The sequence below is a fragment of the Jiangella ureilytica genome (genome assembly GCF_004348545.1).
GTDB lineage: Bacteria > Actinomycetota > Actinomycetes > Jiangellales > Jiangellaceae > Jiangella > Jiangella ureilytica.
The window spans coordinates 13652-29873 of sequence record NZ_SMKL01000073.1 but is presented as its reverse complement, the minus strand read 5'-3'; the positions used below and the strand labels follow the sequence as shown (position 1 = coordinate 29873).

General features: G+C 72.7%; 16 protein-coding genes. 9 read left to right on the top strand and 7 right to left on the bottom strand.

Annotated features, from left to right (window positions below):
* Positions 1-204 precede the first annotated feature (204 nt).
* A complete protein-coding gene (locus tag E1212_RS24145) occupies positions 205-1422 on the top strand; it encodes an MFS transporter (protein WP_131987210.1) in 1218 nt (405 codons plus the stop codon).
* Between the two features lie 250 nt (positions 1423-1672).
* Positions 1673-2260, top strand: a complete 588-nt coding sequence (locus E1212_RS24140; protein WP_131987208.1) for a TMEM165/GDT1 family protein — start codon at positions 1673-1675, stop codon at positions 2258-2260.
* Here E1212_RS24140 and E1212_RS24135 read toward each other — a convergent pair.
* Entirely contained in the window at positions 2257-3846 is a 1590-nt protein-coding gene (locus E1212_RS24135; RefSeq protein ID WP_131987206.1) for a dolichyl-phosphate-mannose--protein mannosyltransferase, read from the bottom strand. The genes E1212_RS24140 and E1212_RS24135 overlap by 4 nt on opposite strands.
* A 73-nt stretch (positions 3847-3919) precedes the next feature.
* On the opposite strand from E1212_RS24135, the gene rsmI reads away from it, so the two are divergent.
* A complete protein-coding gene (gene rsmI / locus E1212_RS24130) occupies positions 3920-4792 on the top strand; it encodes a 16S rRNA (cytidine(1402)-2'-O)-methyltransferase (RefSeq protein WP_131987218.1) in 873 nt (290 codons plus the stop codon).
* 206 nt (positions 4793-4998) lie between these two features.
* On the opposite strand, the gene E1212_RS24125 is transcribed toward rsmI, so the two are convergent.
* Both E1212_RS24125 and E1212_RS24120 read right to left on the bottom strand, forming a co-directional pair.
* Positions 4999-5904, bottom strand: coding sequence for a M56 family metallopeptidase (locus tag E1212_RS24125; protein WP_131987204.1), 906 nt, complete (start codon positions 5902-5904; stop codon positions 4999-5001).
* Entirely contained in the window at positions 5897-6289 is a 393-nt protein-coding gene (locus E1212_RS24120) for a BlaI/MecI/CopY family transcriptional regulator (RefSeq protein WP_275296202.1), read from the bottom strand. Before E1212_RS24120 ends, E1212_RS24125 begins: the two co-directional genes overlap by 8 nt.
* Positions 6290-6378: 89 nt before the next feature.
* On the opposite strand from E1212_RS24120, the gene E1212_RS24115 reads away from it, so the two are divergent.
* Positions 6379-7836 carry a cytochrome ubiquinol oxidase subunit I gene (locus E1212_RS24115; RefSeq protein WP_131987200.1) on the top strand — a complete coding sequence of 486 codons (1458 nt, stop codon included), beginning with the start codon at positions 6379-6381 and terminating at the stop codon, positions 7834-7836.
* Positions 7837-7850: 14 nt separating this feature from the next.
* On the top strand, positions 7851-8849 hold the full coding sequence (cydB, locus tag E1212_RS24110) for a cytochrome d ubiquinol oxidase subunit II (protein WP_131987198.1): 999 nt from the start codon (positions 7851-7853) through the stop codon (positions 8847-8849).
* A gap of 175 nt (positions 8850-9024) precedes the next feature.
* On the opposite strand, the gene E1212_RS24105 is transcribed toward cydB, so the two are convergent.
* On the bottom strand, positions 9025-9438 hold the full coding sequence (locus E1212_RS24105; protein ID WP_131987196.1) for a PRC-barrel domain-containing protein: 414 nt from the start codon (positions 9436-9438) through the stop codon (positions 9025-9027).
* A complete protein-coding gene (locus E1212_RS24100) occupies positions 9425-9658 on the bottom strand; it encodes a hypothetical protein (protein ID WP_131987194.1) in 234 nt (77 codons plus the stop codon). Before E1212_RS24100 ends, E1212_RS24105 begins: the two co-directional genes overlap by 14 nt.
* 120 nt (positions 9659-9778) lie before the next feature.
* Here E1212_RS24100 and E1212_RS24095 point away from each other — a divergent pair, with 120 nt between their 5' ends.
* Positions 9779-10120 carry a DUF3140 domain-containing protein gene (locus tag E1212_RS24095; protein WP_203417156.1) on the top strand — a complete coding sequence of 114 codons (342 nt, stop codon included), beginning with the start codon at positions 9779-9781 and terminating at the stop codon, positions 10118-10120.
* A 188-nt stretch (positions 10121-10308) separates the two neighbouring features.
* On the opposite strand, the gene E1212_RS24090 is transcribed toward E1212_RS24095, so the two are convergent.
* Entirely contained in the window at positions 10309-11166 is an 858-nt protein-coding gene (locus tag E1212_RS24090; protein WP_131987192.1) for a glycosyltransferase family 2 protein, read from the bottom strand.
* Positions 11167-11235: 69 nt separating this feature from the next.
* Between E1212_RS24090 and E1212_RS24085 the strand changes: the two genes are divergently transcribed.
* A complete protein-coding gene (locus E1212_RS24085) occupies positions 11236-11517 on the top strand; it encodes a hypothetical protein (protein ID WP_131987190.1) in 282 nt (93 codons plus the stop codon).
* Positions 11518-11554: 37 nt separating this feature from the next.
* Complete coding sequence (ligD, locus tag E1212_RS24080) at positions 11555-12844, top strand: non-homologous end-joining DNA ligase (RefSeq protein WP_131987188.1); 1290 nt, start codon at positions 11555-11557, stop codon at positions 12842-12844.
* Here the strand turns inward: ligD and E1212_RS24075 are convergent.
* The gene (locus tag E1212_RS24075; protein ID WP_203417155.1) at positions 12730-13542 is read right to left on the bottom strand and encodes a MerR family transcriptional regulator; all 813 of its coding nucleotides are present in this window, start codon (positions 13540-13542) and stop codon (positions 12730-12732) included. The genes ligD and E1212_RS24075 overlap by 115 nt on opposite strands.
* Before the next feature lie 103 nt (positions 13543-13645).
* Between E1212_RS24075 and uvrA the strand changes: the two genes are divergently transcribed.
* A complete protein-coding gene (gene uvrA, locus E1212_RS24070; RefSeq protein WP_131987184.1) occupies positions 13646-16216 on the top strand; it encodes an excinuclease ABC subunit UvrA in 2571 nt (856 codons plus the stop codon).
* The last annotated feature ends 6 nt before the right edge of the window (positions 16217-16222 follow it).

The following is a 16222-nucleotide window of genomic DNA, read 5'->3' as shown; positions in this document are numbered from 1 at the left end:
CAGATTCGCTCGAACGTCCACGACGTCCCACATCCCCACCGGTCCCATCCCCCCAGCATCGGACCATGATCAGGAACTGTCGCGGATGTCTCCGAACGCCCTGTCACACAAGTCCGCGGAACACACACACGTCATAGCGGGGTCGATCGCCGATGATCATGGGCAGGCGGACGTTGTCGGACCCGCTGCCTAGCGTTCGGCGGCATGACGGTGGTGGCGGAGGCCGGCGAGGCGGTCCGGTGGCGGGGCGGGTACGGGCGCCTCTGGTCGGCCGCGGTGCTGTCGCGGTTCGGCGACGCCGTGCGGAACGTGGCGTTGCCGCTGGTCGCCGCGGGCCTGACCACCTCGCCGTTCCTGCTGTCGGTGGTGTCGGCGGCCGGCTACCTGCCATGGCTGCTGTTCGGGCTGCTCGGCGGCGCGCTGGCCGACCGCGTCGACCGGCGGCGGGCCATGTGGACCGTCGACGTGGCGCGCGGGGTGCTGGTGGCGGCGTTCGCGGCCGGGTTGGCGCTCGGCCATGCGCACATCGCCCTCCTGGCCGTCCTCGCGTTCGCGCTGACCACGCTGCAGACCCTGTTCGACACCGCGGCGACGGCGATCCTGCCGGCCCTCGTGCCCCGGACGGCGCTGCCGTCGGCCAATGCGCGGCTCATGACCGGCCAGGCGCTGGCGGGAACGTTCCTCGGCGCGCCGGCGGCCGGGCTCCTGGTGGGCGCCGGCGTGGCACTGCCGTTCGCCGTCGACGCCGCGACGTATCTGGTGGCGGCCGCGCTGATCGCCTCGCTCCCACGATCTGACATCACCACCACTGCGCGGCCGGCCGGGTCGACGCTCCGGGCGGAGATCGGTGCCGGGGTGCGCCGGCTCTGGCGCGACCGGCTGCTGCGCGGCGCCAGCCTGGCGAACCTGCTCGGCAACCTGGTCATCGGTGGCCTCCAGGCGCTGCTGGTCTTCATCATCACTCGCTGGGCCGGCGCCTCCGACGTCGTGTTCGGGCTGGTCCTGGCCGCGTACGGCGCCGGCGGGGTGGCGGGCGGTCTGATCGCGACGCGGATCGGCCGGTGGGTGGGCGGCGGAGCCCGGGCCATGGTGCCGGCGCTCGCCGCGCAGGCGGGCTGCCTGGTCGTCATCGGCGGCGTGGCGCACCCGGCGGCGACGGCGGCCGCGCTGGCGGTGTTCGGGGTGGCCGGCATGGTGGTCAACGTGCACGTCGTGACGATCACCCAGCAGCGCACGCCTGACGAGCTGCTGGGGCGGGTCAGCTCCGCCCAGCGCACCGTCGGCATCGTCGGTGCTCCGGCCGGCGCCCTGCTGTTCGGTGCGCTGGCCGAGGTCACCGAGGTCAACGTGCCGGCGCTGGCGGGTGCGGCCGTCATGGCCGCGGCGTCGCTCGTCGTCCTGCGAGCCGCCCGCGCCGACTGACCACGACGTGACCGCCGGATGAACGCCGTGGTGTGAGCCTGCGCACGTCGGCTGGATTCCGGATCCGCGATCCGGGTAGGCTGCACGCAGCGAAGGGGAGTAGCCCCCAATGTCGCGGTCGACACACTGACGCTCCGGCGTCCGGCCGCGCGGCCTCTTTCGAGAGGCGGGCGAGACCTTCGACCACTGGCAGCAATGCCGGGGTCGGAGTCTCGCGTCCTCCGGTCCCGGCCCGACCGGAAGGGACCCGATGGCCGACCTCTGGGCCGCGTTCCTCGTGAGCTTCGGTGTCATCTTCGTGGCCGAGCTCGGCGACAAGTCCCAGCTGATGGCGCTGACCTTCGCCACCCGCTTCAAGGCGTGGCATGTCATCCTCGGCATCACGATCGCGACCACCGTCGTCCACCTGGCATCGGTCGCGATCGGCTTCGGGCTCGGCGAGGCGCTCCCGACCGGTTGGATCAACATCGTCGCGGCCGTCGCGTTCTTCGGCTTCGCCGCCTGGACCTGGCGCGGCGACACCCTGACCGACGACGAGAAGAGCAGGGCCGAGCGGGCCACCCGGGCGGCGGTCATCGCCGTCGGCACCGCGTTCTTCCTGGCCGAGCTGGGCGACAAGACCATGCTCGCCACCATCACCCTGGCCGCCGACCACGACTGGCTCGGCGTCTGGATCGGCTCGACCGTCGGCATGGTCGCCGCCGACGCGCTCGCCATCGTCGTCGGCCGGTACCTCGGTCAGCGGTTGCCCGAGCGGCTCATCCAGTACGGCGCCGCCGCCCTGTTCGTCCTGTTCGGCGCCTGGCTGCTGATCGAGGGGGTCGCGGAGATCAGCTAGATCCAGCTGTCGAACCACATGCGGGCGCGCCAGTCGTCGTACGGGATCAGCTGGTCGACGTGGATCGGGTAGAACCAGGCGGCGACGGCGATGACCACCAGCACGTACCCGCCGGCCACGGCGACACCGATCGCCCGGCGCCGTGGTGGGGCGTCGGGCGGCCCGATGATCAGTCCCAGCACGAACGCGACGGCCAGCACCAGGAACGGCGCGATGGCGACCGCGTAGAAGTAGAAGATGGTGCGGTCGGTGAACAGCAGCCACGGCACCCAGGTGGCGATGACGCCGGCCAAGATGGCGCCGGCCCGCCAGTCGCGGCGGAAGAACCACCACCAGAGGCACACCAGGATCGCCGCGCAGCCGCCCCACCACAGCGGTGGCGTGCCCAGCGCGAGCACCGCCTGGCTGCAGCGTTCGGCCTGGCAGCCGGCCTGCCCGAGGTCGTAGCCCTCGTAGTCGAACGACACCGGCCGGCCGAGGTACAGCCACTCCCAGGCGTTGGACTGGTAGTCGTGCGGGGTGTCCAGGTCGCGGTGGAACACCCACATGTCCCAGTGGTAGTGCCAGAGACTGCGCGCCCAGCTCGGGAACAGCGAGCCGAGCGCGGACGGGGCGTTCTCCGTCGCCCACTGCCGGCCGTATCCACCCGAGGAGAAGATCCAGCCCCACCACGACAGCACGTACACGACGGCCGTCGTGCCGACCATGGTCAGGAAGGCCACCGGCCCGTCGCGCAGCAGCGAGTTCAGCACCGGGCTCTTGAGCTCGGCCGCGCGCCGGGCACCGACCTCCCACAGCACCGTCATCAGCCCGAAGACGGCGACGGCGTACAGCCCGCTCCACTTGGTGCCGCAGGCCAGGCCGAGCATGAGGCCGGCCGCCAGCCGCCACGGCCGCCACCAGAACAGCGGGCCGTCACCCGGCTCCGTCAGGCCGCGGGCCAGCCGGGCCTCGACCCAATCGGCGTACTTGGCCCGCATCCAGTCGCGGTCGACGACCAGACAGCCGAACGCCGCCACGACGAACATCGCCAGGATGCCGTCGAGCACCGCCGTCCGGCTCATGACGATGGACAGGCCGTCGACGGCGAGCAGCAGGCCGGCCACGCACCCCAGCAGCGTCGAGCGGAACAGCCGCCGCCCGATGCGCGCCACCAGGAACACCGTCAGCACACCGCACAGTGCCACCGCGATGCGCCAGCCGAACGGGTCCATGCCGAACACCCGGATGCCCTGGCCGATGAGGAACTTGCCGACCGGCGGGTGCACGACGAACGACGGCTCGTCGAGGAAGACGTCGAGGTCGCCGCGCAGGATCCGCTCGTTCGCGTCCTCGGTGAACTTGCGCGAGTAGCCGAACAGCAGTTGCGAGTAGGCGTCCTTGGCGTAGTACGTCTCATCGAAGATGATCTTGTGGGGGCGGCTGAGGTCGACCAGGCGCAGCACCGCCGCGACCCCCGCGACCAGCAGCGGGCCGATCCAGCCCCAGACCCGGTCGGCCGGCATCGGGCGGACGAGGCGGGCGCGGATCGCGGCCGCGGACCTCGCCGTCACGGATGCCTCGGGGGCGTCAACCGTCTGGGTCACCGGGTCATCCTACGAGGGCGTCCTGTGAAGCCCGGGTTCATCGCTGCGCGAGGATGGGCGGGTGGCGAACTCGATGACCGACGGCGTGCTGGTCCTCGCGGGCACTCCGATCGGCGACGTCGGCGATGCGCCGGCCCGGCTCGCGGCGGAGCTCTCGACGGCCGACGTCGTGGCCGCCGAGGACACCCGGCGGCTGCTCCGGCTGGCGTCGTCGCTGGGTGTGACGGTGTCCGGGCGGCTGGTGTCGTACTTCGAGGGCAACGAGTCCGCGCGCACCCCGGAGCTGCTGACGGCACTGACCGACGGCGCGCGCGTGGTGCTCGTGACCGACGCCGGCATGCCGTCGGTGTCCGACCCCGGCTACCGCCTGGTGGCGGCCGCCGTCGGCGCGGGGGTACGGGTGACGGCGGTGCCGGGACCCTCGGCGGTGCTGACGGCGCTCGCCCTCAGTGGGCTGCCGGTCGACCGGTTCTGCTTCGAGGGCTTCGCGCCGCGCCGGCCGGGGGAGCGGGCGCGGGCGTTCGGGGCGCTGGCCGACGAGCCGCGGACGATGGTCTTCTTCGAGTCGCGGCACCGGCTGGCCGAGACGCTGCGGTCCATGGCGACGGCGTTCGGCGACGGCCGGGCGGCGGCGGTGTGCCGTGAGCTGACGAAGACGCACGAGGAGGTCAAGCGCGGACCGCTCGGCGATCTCGCGGCGTGGGCCGAGACGGACGGGCCGCTGGGCGAGATCACCCTGGTGGTCGCGGGCGCTCCGCCGCGGTCCGCGACGGCGACGGTGGCGGACGCCGTCGAGCTGGTGGCCGAGCGCGAGGCGGCCGGCATCCGGCGCAAGGAGGCCATCGCCGACGTCGCCCGCGAGCTGGGCCTGCCCAAGCGCGACGTCTACAACGCCGTCGTCGCCGCCAAGGACGACGCCTCCTCCGCCGACCCCGACTCGGAATGATCACGTTCACCACCCGATCCGGTGCCACACGAGGCCTGCAGCCCTGGTGATGCGCGGGTCATCCGGGTGATGTCCCATCACGAGGCCTTCGCGTGCTTCACGAGGGCTGCAGGCCTCGTAGAGCAGGGAATCGGGTGGTGAACGTGATCATTCCCAGGCGGGTCACGGGAGCTGGGCGGCGCGGGACAACGCCGTCAGCCAGGGGGTCAGGACAGGCCGGCGGCGCGGGACAACGCCGTCAGCCAGGGAGCGGCCACGGCGACCGTGGGGACGACGACCAGGGCGACGGCGACGGCATAGGCGGCCGTCGCGACCAGCCATGCGGGAACTCCTGACGACGACGGCGCCAGCCTGCGGATCCGCACGGCCGGCGTCACCGCGCCGGACCCCAGCGCACCGGCCGGGACCGGGGCGTGCGCCAGCCGGGCCAGCGCCCGTGCCAGCGGGACCGCACCGGAACGCCGTCGGGCCGCGTCGTCGGCGAGCATCTCGACCAGCCCGGACGCCGACTCGAGCGCCACGGAGCTGCGCACCACCCGTGGGAAGGCGTTGTGCAGCACGCCGAACCCCTCGAGCACGAGGTCGTGCCGGGCCCGGGCGTGCGCCCGCTCGTGCGCGAGGACGGCGTCGACCTCGGCCGGCGCCAGCGAGTCCAGGGCCGGCGCCGAGACCACCAGCCGCGACCGGACGCCGGGGATGCAGTACGCCAGCGGCGGCGCGACGTCGACCACCACCGCGCCCGGCGCCCGTCCGTCGGACCGCCCGACCAGGTCGACGACGTGGCGCTGCCGGCGTCGGCGGGCCCGCAGCGCCGTGCCCAGCGTGTGTGCCGACCACAGCAGCCGCGCCGCCACCACGACCGTTAGCAGCAACGAGGCGCCGTGCGCCACCAGCAGCCACCAGGGCGGCGACGGATGCCCCACCACCAGCGACCCCGCCGACGCGCCCGCACCGAGCGCCGACAGCACCGCCGCGAGTGCGACCGCCTGCCAGAGCACCAGCGCCGCCCGCGGCACCCGCACCGGCCACGACGACCGCGCTAGCAGCGCCGGCACCGGCCCCGCGAGCAGCAGCGCCAGGACCAGCAGGACGACAGGGGTCGACTCAGTCACGAGCAGAACCCTCGACCGATTCGACCGCCTCGAGCGCCTCGCGCAGCGCCCGGGCGTCGTCGGCGGACACGGAGCCGATGAACCGCAGCAGCGCCGCCGTCCGGTCGGTGCCGTCGACGGTGTCGAGCGCCTCGTGCATGAGCTCGGCGGTCAGCTCGTCGCGCGAGACGGCGGGCCGGTAACGGTAGGCGCGGCCGTCGCGGATCTGCTCGGCCGACCCCTTGCGGGCCAGCCGGTCGAGCACCGTCATGACCGTCGTGTAGGCGATGTCGCGCGACCCGGCCAGCGCCTCGTGCACCTGCCGGACGGTCGCCGGAGCCTCGAACGCCCACAACTGCTCCATGACCGCTCGTTCGAGTTCACCCAGCTTGGCTCGTCCCGGCACATCTCACAGTCTACCGACTGCTCGTAGTACTACAGAAAGTCGTAGACTCTACGACGAGGCGTAGTAATCACTCGGAGGACAGGCAGAGCATGGACGTGCTGGACCTCGCCCGCTGGCAGTTCGGCATCACCACGGTGGTGCACTTCTTCTTCGTCCCGTTCACCATCTCGATGGCGTTCCTCGTCGCGATCATGCAGTCGGTCTGGATGCGCACGAAGAGCGAGCGCTGGCTGCGGCTCACGAAGTTCTTCGGCAAGCTGCTGCTGATCAACCTGGCCGTCGGCGTGGTCACGGGCCTCGTGCAGGAGTTCCAGTTCGGCATGAACTGGAGCGACTTCAGCCGGTTCGTCGGCGACGTGTTCGGCGCGCCGCTGGCCATGGAGGCGCTGCTCGCGTTCTACCTCGAGTCGGTCTTCGTCGGCGTCTGGATCTTCGGGTGGGGCCGCATCCCGCCGAAGATCCACCTGGCGACCATCTGGGTGACGGCGTTCGGGACACTGCTGTCGGCGTACTTCATCCTGGCGGCGAACTCGTTCATGCAGAACCCGGTCGGCTACGAGATCGACGAAGAGGCCGGCCGGGCCGAGCTCACCGACATCTGGGCCGTGCTGACGAACAAGGTGCTGCTCATCACGTTCCCGCACACGATCTTCGCCGCGTTCATGGTCGGCGGCGGTGTGGTCGCGGCGGTCGCGATGTGGCACCTCGTCCGCGGGGCGCGCAACCCCGAGGATGCGTCGCCCGGCAGGCCGAGCGACGCCGGCGCCTTCCGCACCGCCCTGCGCATCGGTGCCGTCGCCGTCCTGGTCGGCGGCATCGGCGTCGTAATCACCGGCGACACCCAGGGCAAGGTCATGACCGAGGTGCAGCCGATGAAGATGGCCGCCGCCGAGGCGCTCTACGAGACCGAGCAGCCCGCGCCGTTCTCGCTGTTCACCGTCGGCACGCTGGACGGCAGCGAGGCGCTGTACTCGATCGAGATCCCGCAGTTGCTCTCGTTCCTCGGCACCGGCTCGTTCGAGGGGCAGGTCGAGGGCATCAACGACCTGCAGGCGCAGTACGAACAGACCTACGGGCCGGCCGACTACAGCCCGAACGTCCCGGTCACGTACTGGACGTTCCGCATGATGATCACCATGGGCGGGCTGGCCGGGCTGATCGCGCTCTGGCAGCTCTGGGCGACGCGGCGCGGACGGGTCCCGACCTCGCCCTGGGCGCTGCGCATCACGGCGGTCCTCCCACTCCTCCCATTGGCCGGCAACGCGTTCGGCTGGATCTTCACCGAGATGGGCCGGCAGCCCTGGCTGGTGTTCGGCCTGATGCGCACGGAGTCGGGCATCAGCCCCAGCACCAGCGGCACGACGGTGTTCGTCTCGCTGGCCGCGTTCACGGTCCTCTACGCGGGTCTCACCTGGCTGTGGGTGCACCTGCTGCTCAAGTACGCCCGGCCCGGCCTGCCCGACGTCACTCCCATCGGCGGCGACGCGTCCAAGGACGACGAGGACGACGACGCCGACGCCGACAAGCCGCTGAGCTTCGCGTACTGAGGGGTGTGGCGATCATGGAGTTGAGCACGCTCTGGTTCCTGCTCATCGCGGTCCTGTGGACGGGCTACCTCGCGCTCGAGGGCTTCGACTTCGGCGTCGGCCTGCTGACCCGCCGGTTCGCCCGCGACGACACCGAGCGACGGGTCCTCATCAACACCATCGGCCCGGTGTGGGACGGCAACGAGGTCTGGGTCATCACCGCCGTCGGCGCCACGTTCGCCGCGTTCCCCGAGTGGTACTCGACGGCGTGGTCGGCGTACTACCTGCCGCTGCTGCTGATCCTGCTAGCGCTGATCGGCCGCGGTCTGGCGTTCGAGTACCGCGCCAAGGGCGACACCGACAGCTGGCGCCGTCGTTGGGACCTGGTGATCTTCGCAGGATCGGCGGTCCCGGCGTTCGTCTGGGGCGTCATCCTGGCCGGATTCGTGCAGGGGCTCCCGCTGGACGCCGGTCACGACTTCGTCGGGGGCTGGGCCGACCTCGTCACCCCGTACACGCTGCTCGGCGGTGTCGTGACGCTGGCGCTGGCGCTGCTGCATGGCGCGCACTACGTCGCCCTGAAGACCGTCGGCGACATCCGGGTCCGGGCGCGGCGGCTGGCCGGGCGGCTCGCGGTCCCGGTCGTCGTCGTGCTGGCCTGGTTCCTCGGGTGGACGCTGCTGCGCGACGACACCCCGTCGTGGCCGGCGGCGGCCGGTGCTCTGGTCGCGGTGACGGCGGTCGCCGCCGGGGCGACGGCGACCGGGCGCGGCCGCGAGGGATGGGCGTTCGTGGCGACGTTCGCGGCGGTCGCCGGCACCGCTGTGGCGCTGTTCGCGGCGCTGTTCCCGGAGGTGCTGCCGTCGACGCTCGACGCGGCGGACGGCCTGACGACGGCGAACGCGTCGTCGTCGGACTACACGCTCACCGTGATGACCTGGGTGGCGGTGCCGTTCGTCCCAGTGGTGCTGATCTACCAGAGCTGGGTGTACTGGATGTTCCGCAAACGGATCGGCGTCCAGCACATCTCATAGAGCCGCGGCTGGACATCACAGCTAGGGATGCAGCCGTCGATCGTCGGGCGTACCAGCCGCCCGGCGCCGCGCGCTCACGGACGCGTGCGACGCCGGCGAGCTCGACGACGAGGTCATGCGCCGCGAGCTGGAGCGCCTCGACGCGAGGAGGCGGCCGCCTCGGCCGGCCGAGGCCTCACAGGTAGAACGGATACGGCGGGTACGCGTAGCCGGCCGCCCAGAACGGCGGGTAGCCGTAGTAGCCGTACAGCTCCTCGTAGTACTCCGCCTGCGGCACCAGGCTCGGGTCGTACACCGGCGCGCTCGCCACGTGCCCGCGGTGCTGGGCGATGTGCACCTGCTCGTCGACCTTCACGACGGCGTCGACGGGGATCAGCTGCTTCTTCTCGCCGAGGCCGAGGAAGCCGCCCGAGCCGACCTGCAGGAACCGCACCTTCAGCTCGTCAGGGTCGATGACGAGGTCGTCGACGGTGCCGACCTCGTCACCGTTGCGGTCCACGACCTCCTTGCCGCGAACGTCGTCCTCGGTCTTCACGGTCAGGTCGGAGTCGGCCAGGTGAACGAGTGTGCGCGGACTATCGGTGGTCATCGGAACTCCTCTCGATCGCGTGGATCTGCCGCGCTGCCGCGTCGATCCACGGTCCGTCCGTGTCCAGATCGCGTCGGCTGGCCGCGTCGCGGAGCGCCTGCTCGATCTCGTCACGTGGCGCTCCGCCGAACGAGGCCGACACCTGGACGAACACGGCTTGCGCGTCGCGCAGCTGTTCCGGCGGGACCTGCTCCGCCCAGTCCGGGACGTCATCGCTCATGCCCGGCCCGTACCCACGTGCGGTCATCGTCAACGGCTGCGACCCGATGACGTCGTTCACCGTTGACGGTCACGAGAATCGGGTAGGCGCCAGGAAAGGAACCAGAGCTTGGAGGTTCTCGTGGCTGAACATACGTCCGTCGAGGTGGAGGAGATCTGGGAACGCTTCCACCAGGTGGTCAACATGACCTCGCGCGAGCTGACCGACTGGGTCGGCGTCCAGCCGGAGCTGGACGGGCCGCTGCCCGGCGGCGACCAGCCGGCGCCTCTGGGACTCGCGGTGATCGAGATCCTGGGCAAGCGGCGGGTCGACCTGACCGACGACGACCTCGACGCGATGGCGCGGGTCGTCGAGGTCGTGGAGACCGAGACCGACGGGCTGACACAGGACCAGATCCTGGCTGACGAGCGGCGCCGCCACCGCCTGATGACCGTGGGCCACGATCCCTATCGGTCCGGCTGATCGAGAGCACCCGACGGGCCCGGCGGAGCGGCGGTGCGCAGTGAACCGCGCCAGCCGGATGAGGACCACGACGCGGGCGGCCGGTACCTGAGACGGATCGGTGCGACGCCGCTGCTGCCGGGGGCCGAGGAGGTCGAGCCTCCGCGACCCGCCACGCGCGGACCACTGCTGGAGTGGGCCGGCCGACTTCAGCCGAACCGCTCGACGACGGCGACGGCGCGCTCGACGTGCGGGGCGACCGGGCGCCGCTGGCGCAGTCCGGATACCACCCGGGGCAGCGCGGCTGCCAGCCCGGCCCGGCCGTCGGCCGAGCCGAGCGCCGCCCGGGCGCGGCCCAGAGCCACCGGCCACGGCCGGCGCATGAGCGCCGTCAGAATGGAGTTGCGCACGATCAACCGGCCCCGGTGCCGACGGTCACGGGCCGGCTGCGGATCGTGGTGCGCGACGACGTCCGGAACGTACACCAGCCGCCAGCCGGCCGAGAGCAGATCCAGTGCCAGCCGTTCCTCCTCGCCGGCGAAGAAGACGACATCGTCGAAGCCGCCGGCCCGCAGGAACGCGTCGCGGCGCACGACCGTGGCGCAGGCGATGAACCCGATCACGGAACGCCCGGCCGCACCGTCGCCGTCGTGCCATGCGGGCAGCGGCGACTCGAGCATCCGCGCGCACGTCGGGTCCGGCCGGTTGCCCGGCCCGACCAGGATCCGCGCTGCCACGAGCGCGACGTCCCCGTGGTCGCGCAGGATCGCCGCCGCCCGGTCCAGAGCGCCGGGCGCCCACCAGGAGTCGTCGTCGGCGAACGCGACGTACGGCGTCCGGGCCGCCGCGACGCCGACATTGCGGGCAACGGCGCCGATGTTGCCCGGCAGCCGAACCACGCGCACGTCGTCGCGGCCGCGGACCGCGGCGTCGACGGCGCCGTCGGTGGACCCGTTGTCGACCACGATCAACGGCGCACGGTGCCGTGGCATCGTGCGTCCGAGCATGTCGCCGCCGCCGTTCGTGATCACTACTGTGGTGACCAGGTCGTCCAGTGGGATGCCCATGCCGGCCCCGTACCCGCATGGGGCCGGCCTGCACGGTCCGGTCGCGGTGGACGAGGGGCGGAGGACGCCATGAGGGGTGACAGGGTCGAGATCGTCATCGACGCCGGCGACACCACGCGCAGCTACGAGATCAGCGCCACCCGGGCCGGCCGCCGGGTCGACGTCAGCATCGGCCGCGGCGTGGTCGTGGTCGCCGAGGTCACCCGCTCCGGCACCCCGGTGCGGACGGCCCGGTTCATGTCCAGCCGCGTGCTCGCGCTGGTCGAGCACCCGGTCGCCGAGGCGCCGCTGGCGCAGGACGCCGCGGCGCCGCAGCCCGGGCCGCAGCCGCCGTCGTCGTCGCGCGCGTGACCGGCCGGCTGTCAGCGCGTCCCTCTAAGGTGGTTCCATGGCGTCGTCCTCGAAGGTGATCGAGGTCGCCGGACGCGAGGTGACCATCACCCATCCGGACAAGGTGGTCTTCCCCGACGGCGGTCACACGAAGCTCGACCTCGTCACCTACTACCTGGCCGTGGCCGAGGGCGCGCTGCGCGGTGTCGAGGGCCGGCCCATGATCCTCAAGCGCTTCGTCAAGGGCATCGACCAGGAGGCGTTCTTCCAGAAGCGGGCGCCCGACAAGCGGCCCGACTGGATCGAGGTCGCCACGCTGCGCTACCGCTCCGGCACCTCCGCCGACGAGGTCGTGGTGCGCGACGCCGCGGCGCTGGCCTGGGTGGTCAACCTCGGCTGCATCGACCTCAACCCGCACCCCGTCCGGGCCGAGGACCTCGACCGCCCCGACGAGCTGCGCATCGACCTCGACCCCAACCCGGGCATCGAGTGGCCGCAGATCCTCGACGTCGCGCAGGTGGCCCGCGAGGTGCTGCAGGACCACGGGCTCACCGCCTGGCCGAAGACGTCCGGGTCGCGCGGCTTCCACGTCTACACCCGCATCGACCCGCACTGGTCGTACCGGCAGGTGCGGCTCGCCGCCGAGTCCGTCGCCCGCGAGGTCGAGAACCGCGCGCCCGGCATCGCGACCGCCAAGTGGTGGAAGGAGGAGCGCGAGGGCGTCTTCGTCGACTTCAACCAGAACGCCAAGGACCGCACCGTCGCCTCCGCCTACTCCGTCCGCGCCAAGGCCGACGCCCGGGTGTCCATGCCACTGACCTGGGACGAGGTCCCGCACTGCCGGCCCGAGACCTTCACCCTGGCCACGGCCGCCCGGCGGTACGCCGACATCGGCGACCCTTGGGCCGGCATCGAGACGTCGGCCGGCTCGCTGGACCGGCTGCTCGAGCTGGCCGACCGCCTCGGCCCGGCCGAGAAGCCGCCCAAGGGCACCGGCCGGCGCACCCCGACCATGCCGCTCATCGAGATCGCCCGGGCCAAGACCAAGGACGAGGCCATGGCCGGGCTCGAGCGCTGGAAGGCGAAGCACCCCGACGTCGTGCCGCGGCTCGAGCCCGCCGACATCCTGGTCGACGGCATGCGCGGGCGCAGCTCGCTCTGGTACCGCATCCGTGTCAATCTGCAGCACGTGCCCGAGGACCGCCGTCCCGAGCAGGCGCCGCTCGAGGTCGACTACGACCCCTGGGCCGGCACTCCCTGGGCCAACGCCGGCGAGGCTGTGCGCGAGGCCCGCGAGGCGGCCCGCGGCGGCGCCTCGCGCGCCGACGCCTCCGACGACGACAGGTAGGCGAACAGCCGGCCGCCGCCGTCGAGCATGGCCAGCGCCCGCGCGGCCAGCTGCTCCTGCCGCTGCGCGACGACGGCACGCAGCGCGTCGGTGCTGCCGGTGCGGCGCAGCTCGCCGAGCACCAGCCCCACCTGCGCCAGCCCGTACCGGCTCTGTCGCAGCAGGCTGACCAGCTGTGCGTCGCGGACGTCCTCGGCGGTGTAGCTGCGGTACGACGTGCCCGGCTCGCGCGACGGGGTGAGCAGCCCGGCCGCCTCCCATGTGCGCAGCGCCGACGGCCGCACGCCCAGCCGGCGGGCCACCTCGCCGACCCGCAGCGCCGGCCGCGTCCCCGCGAGAACCGCAGGCGACGCCGTCGCCCCGGCATCCGCCGTCAGCGACTCCAGCGCCGCCGCAGTCTCGCGCAGCTGCCGCCGCTGGTCGTGCAGGGCGGCGTGCCCGGCGTCGACGAGGGCCAGCGCACCGGCGACGCCGCCGTCGTGCACCGTCCGCATGATCGAGCGCGCCGCCACGACGCCGTAGCCAGGCACCAGCGCCCGGTAGGTGACCAGCGCGTCCAGATGCCGCTCGGAGAACTGCCGGTATCCGGACGCCGAGCGCGGCACCGGCGGCAGCACTCCGGCATCCTCGTAGTTGCGGACCTGCTGGGCCGAGACCCCCACGGCCTGCGCCAGGTCGACCGGCCGCAACACCGCCACCGCGAGCACCCTCCTTCATCCCGGTAGTAGAGGCCCATCATCGCACTTCAGGGGGAATCGCAGGCCAACCTTCAACATGGAGTTCAATGAGATCCTCGAAGGTATGGAATTCGGCGAGATCAGGGTCACCAACGCCCGCCTGCACAACCTCAAGAACCTCACCGTCGTCGTCCCGCGCAACCGGCTGGTGGTGCTGACCGGCCTGTCCGGGTCCGGCAAGTCCACGCTCGCCTTCGACCTGCTGCACCGCGAGGGCCAGCGTCAGTACCTGGAGTCGCTCGGGCTGGTCACCATGGCGATGAGCAAGGCGCCGGTCGACTCCATCACCGGCCTGTCGCCGTCCATCAGCATCGACCAGTACCTCACGAACCGCAGCCCGCGCTCCACCGTCGGCACGGCCACCGAGGTCTTCACCTACCTGCGGCTGCTCTGGGCCCGCATCGGCCACCGGCCCTGCCCGTCCTGCGGCGGCACGCTGCTGCCCAGCTACCAGGAGGGCGGCGACGACGACCCGTGGGACGACGAGTCCGGCGAGCCGCGCGACTCCGAGACCGTGCCCTGCCCGCACTGCGGCACCCCGGTGGCCGACCTGGTCATGGGCGACTTCTCCTTCAACAAGCCGTCCGGCGCCTGCCCCACCTGCACCGGCCTCGGTGTCGTCCTGCGGCCCGACGTCAGCACGCTGATCGACGACGGTGTCAGCGTCGCCGAGGGCGCGGTGCTGGGCTGGCACCCGGTGCTCACCGACCGCAACATCCCGGTCCTGCAGGCCGCGGGCCGCCACTACGGGTTCGAGTTCGACGCCTACGCGCCGGTCCGCGAGCTCGGCGAGGTCCAGCGCGACCTGCTGGTCCACGGCGTCGACAGCCCGCAGTTCCGCCGGCACGTCGATGCCGGCGGCGTTGCGCCGGAGCCGCCGCGCACCGTCGCCGCGGGCCGGTTCGAGGGCGTCGCCACTGCCGTGCTGCGCCGCTACGCCGAGCGCATCGAGGACGCCGGGTACCGCGAGAAGACCGAGCGGCTGCTGCGCCAGACCACCTGCCCCGACTGCGAGGGCACCCGGCTGCGGCCCGAGAGCCGCCAGGTCACCGTCGCGGGGCTCACCGTGGCCGACGCCGCCCGGCTGCCGCTGGGCGAGCTGGCGGCCTGGATCGACGCGCTGCGCGACCGGGTCGCCGCCGACGAGTGGCGCTTCGCCGAGCCCGTGGTCGCCGACCTGCACGAGCGGGTCCGCCGCCTGGTCGACGTCGGCGTCGACTACCTCACCCTCGAGCGCGCCACGCCCAGCCTGTCCGCAGGCGAGGCGCAGCGGCTCCGGCTGGCGGCGCTGCTCGGGTCCGGGCTGACCGGCGTCCTCTACGTGCTGGACGAGCCGACCATCGGCCTGCATCCCGCCGACAGCGCCCGCCTGGTCGACGTGCTGCGCCGGCTGCGCGACCTCGGCAACACCGTGCTGGTCATCGAGCACGACCTCGACGTCCTGCGAGCCGCCGACCACGTCATCGACATCGGTCCAGGCGCCGGGCGCGACGGCGGCCGGGTGGTCGCGTCGGGCACGCCGGCGGAGGTGGCGGCCACGGAGGGCTCGGTGACCGGGGCCTACCTGTCGGGGCGGCTGCGGGTGGCGCCGTCGTCGCCGGCACCGTGGGCCGACGGCGGCAGCGGCGGTCCCGCGCTGGTCGTCCGGGGGGCCCGCGAGCACAACCTCGGGGACGTCACCGTCGCCTTGCCGCTGGGCCGGCTGGTCGCCGTCACCGGCCCGTCCGGGTCGGGGAAGTCGTCGCTGGTGCTCGACATCGTCGACAAGGCCGGCCGGCAGCGGTTCCACGGCGCCGGCGACCCGCCCGGCGACCACGACGGCATCGACGGCTGGGAGCACCTGGACAAGGTCGTCACCATCGACCAGCAGGCGGCCGGGCGGATGCCGCGCTCCAACGCCGCCACCTACTCCGACGCGTTCACCCCGATCCGCGAGGCGTTCGCCGGCACCGACGGCGCCCGCGAGCGGGGCCTGACGGCCGGGCACTTCTCCTTCAACGTGCCCGGCGGACGGTGCGAGCGGTGCGCCGGCGCCGGGGTGCTGACTGTGTCGATGCACTTCCTGCCCGACGTGCAGGTGCGCTGCCCGGTCTGCCGCGGCCGCCGGTTCACCCGCGACGTCCTGCACGCGAAGTACCGCGGCCACGACATCGCCGAGGCGCTGTCGCTGACGGTCGCCGAGGCGGTCGAGGTGTTCGAGGGCGTGCCCGCGGCGGCGTCGCGGCTGCGGCTGCTGGCCGACGTCGGGCTCGGGTACCTGCAGCTGGGCCAGCCCACCACCACGCTGTCCGGCGGCGAGGCGCAGCGGATCAAGCTGGCGAAGGAGCTGGCCCGGCGCTCCACCGGCCGCACGCTCTACCTGCTCGACGAGCCCACCACCGGCCTGCACGTCGACGACGTCGCGCGGCTGCTCGGCGTGCTGCGGCGGCTGGTCGACGCCGGGAACACCGTCGTGGCGATCGAGCACGACCTCGACGTCATCGCGGCGGCCGACTGGGTGGTGGACCTCGGTCCCGCCGGTGGCGCCGCGGGTGGCCGGGTGGTCGCCGAGGGCACGCCGTCGGCCGTCGCGGCGGCCCCGGAGTCGCGGACCGGAGGCTTCCTGCGCTCACGGCTTGACCTCAACGTCGGTTGAGGTTGT

Excerpts from the sequence above, each read along its gene's own strand:
- E1212_RS24145 (WP_131987210.1), top strand. The coding sequence starts at position 205 with ATGACGGTGGTGGCGGAGGCCGGCGAGGCGGTCCGGTGGCGGGGCGGG.
- E1212_RS24140 (WP_131987208.1), top strand. The coding sequence starts at position 1,673 with ATGGCCGACCTCTGGGCCGCGTTCCTCGTGAGCTTCGGTGTCATCTTC.
- rsmI (WP_131987218.1), top strand. The coding sequence starts at position 3,920 with ATGACCGACGGCGTGCTGGTCCTCGCGGGCACTCCGATCGGCGACGTC.
- E1212_RS24115 (WP_131987200.1), top strand. The coding sequence starts at position 6,379 with ATGGACGTGCTGGACCTCGCCCGCTGGCAGTTCGGCATCACCACGGTG.
- cydB (WP_131987198.1), top strand. The coding sequence starts at position 7,851 with ATGGAGTTGAGCACGCTCTGGTTCCTGCTCATCGCGGTCCTGTGGACG.
- E1212_RS24105 (WP_131987196.1), bottom strand. The coding sequence starts at position 9,438 with ATGACCACCGATAGTCCGCGCACACTCGTTCACCTGGCCGACTCCGAC.
- E1212_RS24100 (WP_131987194.1), bottom strand. The coding sequence starts at position 9,658 with ATGAGCGATGACGTCCCGGACTGGGCGGAGCAGGTCCCGCCGGAACAG.
- E1212_RS24090 (WP_131987192.1), bottom strand. The coding sequence starts at position 11,166 with ATGGGCATCCCACTGGACGACCTGGTCACCACAGTAGTGATCACGAAC.
- E1212_RS24085 (WP_131987190.1), top strand. The coding sequence starts at position 11,236 with ATGAGGGGTGACAGGGTCGAGATCGTCATCGACGCCGGCGACACCACG.
- ligD (WP_131987188.1), top strand. The coding sequence starts at position 11,555 with ATGGCGTCGTCCTCGAAGGTGATCGAGGTCGCCGGACGCGAGGTGACC.
- uvrA (WP_131987184.1), top strand. The coding sequence starts at position 13,646 with ATGGAATTCGGCGAGATCAGGGTCACCAACGCCCGCCTGCACAACCTC.